This window comes from Campylobacter sp. BCW_4338 (genome assembly GCF_001763255.1).
GTDB lineage: Bacteria > Campylobacterota > Campylobacteria > Campylobacterales > Campylobacteraceae > Campylobacter_D > Campylobacter_D jejuni.
Window position 1 is genome coordinate 2,565 of the sequence record NZ_MJYJ01000064.1, and the last position, 3,126, is coordinate 5,690.

General features: G+C 24.8%; 3 protein-coding genes. All 3 read left to right on the forward strand.

What is annotated here, in order from left to right; genetic code table 11:
* The first annotated feature begins 5 nt into the window (after nucleotides 1-5).
* A complete protein-coding gene (locus AJN69_RS08320; RefSeq protein WP_261669310.1) occupies nucleotides 6-350 on the forward strand; it encodes a hypothetical protein in 345 nt (114 codons plus the stop codon).
* A 464-nt stretch (nucleotides 351-814) separates the two neighbouring features.
* Entirely contained in the window at nucleotides 815-1,117 is a 303-nt protein-coding gene (locus tag AJN69_RS10450; RefSeq protein WP_250540839.1) for a hypothetical protein, read from the forward strand.
* A 927-nt stretch (nucleotides 1,118-2,044) separates the two neighbouring features.
* Nucleotides 2,045-3,126: hypothetical protein (locus tag AJN69_RS10660; RefSeq protein ID WP_186820497.1), on the forward strand; the 1,082-nt coding region annotated here is incomplete at its 3' end.

Sequence of the window (3,126 nt, forward strand, 5' to 3'; positions counted from 1 at the left end):
TTTAAATGGGAGAAGATATTACATTTTCTATTTTTTGGGGTTTATTTGGATTTATTCTTGCTTGTAGTGTTATAGAATTTTATCTTATAGCTCTAAGCGTTCTTATTGTCTTTTCTATTATAAATTATTGGATTAAAATTAACATAAAAGAATTTGTAAAATCTTATTTTTTAATATCTTTTATTATCTTTTTTATGGCTATTGTTATCATATTTTATCTTAGCTATGATCTTGAATTTTATAAATCGCTTGTATTACTTGATCCTCCAGAAATTGAAAAATTATCACCGCAAGAATATAGAGTGCGTAATTATTTTAAATTTTTAACCTTTGCAACTATGTTTTTTTAGTAATCACATTTATCATATTTTCTTGTTTATTACAAGCTTATTTATTTAAATGTTATAGCACAGGAGAAAAACGCAAAAAATTAAGTTGGCTTATAGGGTTTGTGTGTAATATCTTTTTATTAATTGCGAGTGTGTATGTGGTATATGAAAATCTTTAAAGACTATCAAAAATTCACTCCTTATGGTTTGGATTTTAGACTTTATAGTAAAGATTTTATCACTAAGCTTGATTTAAAAATAAAGCTTATAATGTGCTTTATAATACAGGAGTTTAAATGGGAGATAGTATTACGCTTTCTATTTTTTGGGTTTGATAGGATTTATTCTTACTTGTAGTGTTATAGAATTTTATCTTATAGCTCTAAGCGTTCTTATTGTCTTTTCTATATATAAATTATTGGATTAAGATTAATATAAAAGAATTTGTAAAATCTTATTTTTTAATATCTTTTATTATCTTTTTTATGGCTATTGTTATCATATTTTATCTTACTTATGATCTTGAAACTTCTAGGGATCTTGTATTGCTTGGTCCTCCAGAAATTGAAAAATTATCACCACAAGAATATAAAGCACATAATTATTTTGATTTTTTAGACGGTATAACTTTTATTTTTTTTACAACCACATTTTTTATACTTCCTTGTTTATTGCAAGCTTATTTATTTAAATGTTATAGCACAGGAGAAAAACGCAAAAAATTAAGTTGGCTTATAGGGTTTGTGTGTAATCCTATATTAATGGCGGGTGTGTATGTGATGTATTAAAATCTTTAAAGACTATCAAAAATTTAATATATTTGATATAATATTCATTTATCTTAAATATTTAGAAAAAAAATGGATAGAGAATTATTTATAACAAGGCTTGCTTTTATAAACAATGATGAAATAGACACAATAGATAAAAATTCATCCATAGCATATTTAAAAGCCTTATATCAATGTGAAAATTCCATAGCTATAAATTATAATCAAGAAGATCTTTTCACCCAAGCTACCGCTATAAACAATCTAGGCTATAATTCTACTTTCACAAAAATCTTCATCCTAGATAAAGAAAAGCTCAATGATACCTATCTTGATGCTAGAAAAAGGCTTTATAAATCTATCAATACTTTAAAAGAAAAAAGAAATGAAAAAATAAAAGATATCCAAGACTATTTAAATAAAGAAATTTCCTTACAAGATAATCTAAATAATCAAAGCTTTAATACTAAGGAAAATGATGTTAATTTAATTTTAAACGAAGTATTTAACATAGAGCAATTTTATGATAAAAATACCAATACCATAGTATTAAAGACAAATAATATAAAAATCATATTCTTAGATAAAGTAAATTTACAAGATTTGCAAGATAATTCTAACAATACTTCTTTCATCTCTATGTCAAATTTGATCCATATTTATGATAATCATTGTGATATTTTTGCAAAAGATAGAAGTGTTTTGGATATAAAGGACATAGAAGAAAAATATCAAATAGATTTTAAAAGTTTAGATATAAAAATCTTTTTAAACTCCACCCTCCTTACAGGCTCAAATGAACTTCCTAACAATCCTTTTTACTTTGGAGAATTAGATCAAGATAATACTATAAAACAAGATACACCTAGTTATTATTTTTCTCCTAAAGATGAAAGCAGTGGTTTAGGAAGACTTAGTATCTTTTATAAAAATGATGAACTTTGTTTGCTTAATTATTCTATTATAGAAAATTCTTTAAATATTAAATTAGAATGTTTAAGCAAACAAAGCTTAGAGTATAAAGACTTAATTTCAAACACTTTAAAAGAACAAAAAACCACACAAGTAGATAAAAAACAAGCTATAGCTAAACTTCATGCTCTTTTAGAAAATCAAAACCTAGAATGTATCCATGGAGGTAAAGTCATACTTAAATCAAACAAAGGAAAAACTTTTAAAGATGATGGTGTGCCTATAATGCTAGAAAGTGATTTATTAAACTCTAGTATAGTAGCTTGTCCTAATACTATAGCAGGTGTAAGTGTTCCTTGTACTAAAGTTGTTAATGTAAAAGGATCCTTATCTCAAAAGAAAGTCAATAATGAATTTGCAATCTTACAAGAACTCATCTCAGCTTGTAAAACAGATAAAGGCTTTGCTTTAAAAGTAAGCTTTACTCCTACTAAGTTTAAATTTGATCACAGCTTTGATCCTAAAGAGGGCTTAGGAGAACAAAGTAAAAATCAAATAGAGTTAAAAGAGCCTATAATAAGACTTCATTATAAAAGTGATAGATTTCAAAAAGATAATTTACCTATCTATAATCTTTTAATCAATAATGAAAAAAAAGAACAAGATAAGGCTTTAAATGAATTTAATATAGATTTAAAAGATTTAAAAGATATAGAGGATATAAATATTCTTAATCAATTCAAACAAGACTTTAGTAAAGATTATGAATTTAAAGAATTAAATCTTAGCTTTGATACTAATTTAATCAAACTTTATTTTATTATCCCAAAAAACATTGCTAAAGTTTATAAAAGTGCTTATAAGGAATTTGAAAATAAAGATTTAGGAGTAGGGTATTTTACACAGCTACATGAGTATGATAAAATCATCAAAAATGCTTTAGAAGATAATAAAGAATTAAACGAATATCATTTTAGTTTTTTAGCTCCTGCAAAAATGCAAAATTTAAAACTTCAAATCGCACAAGGACTAGATGAAATCTTAGAAGATGAAGATAGAAAACAAGAGTTTTATGTTTGTAAATTTGTGGTGGTAAATGGGGTTAGTGAAAACAA

Coding starts and splice junctions, on each gene's coding strand:
- AJN69_RS08320 (WP_261669310.1), top strand. CDS start 6: ATGGGAGAAGATATTACATTTTCTATTTTTTGGGGTTTATTTGGATTT.
- AJN69_RS10450 (WP_250540839.1), top strand. CDS start 815: ATGGCTATTGTTATCATATTTTATCTTACTTATGATCTTGAAACTTCT.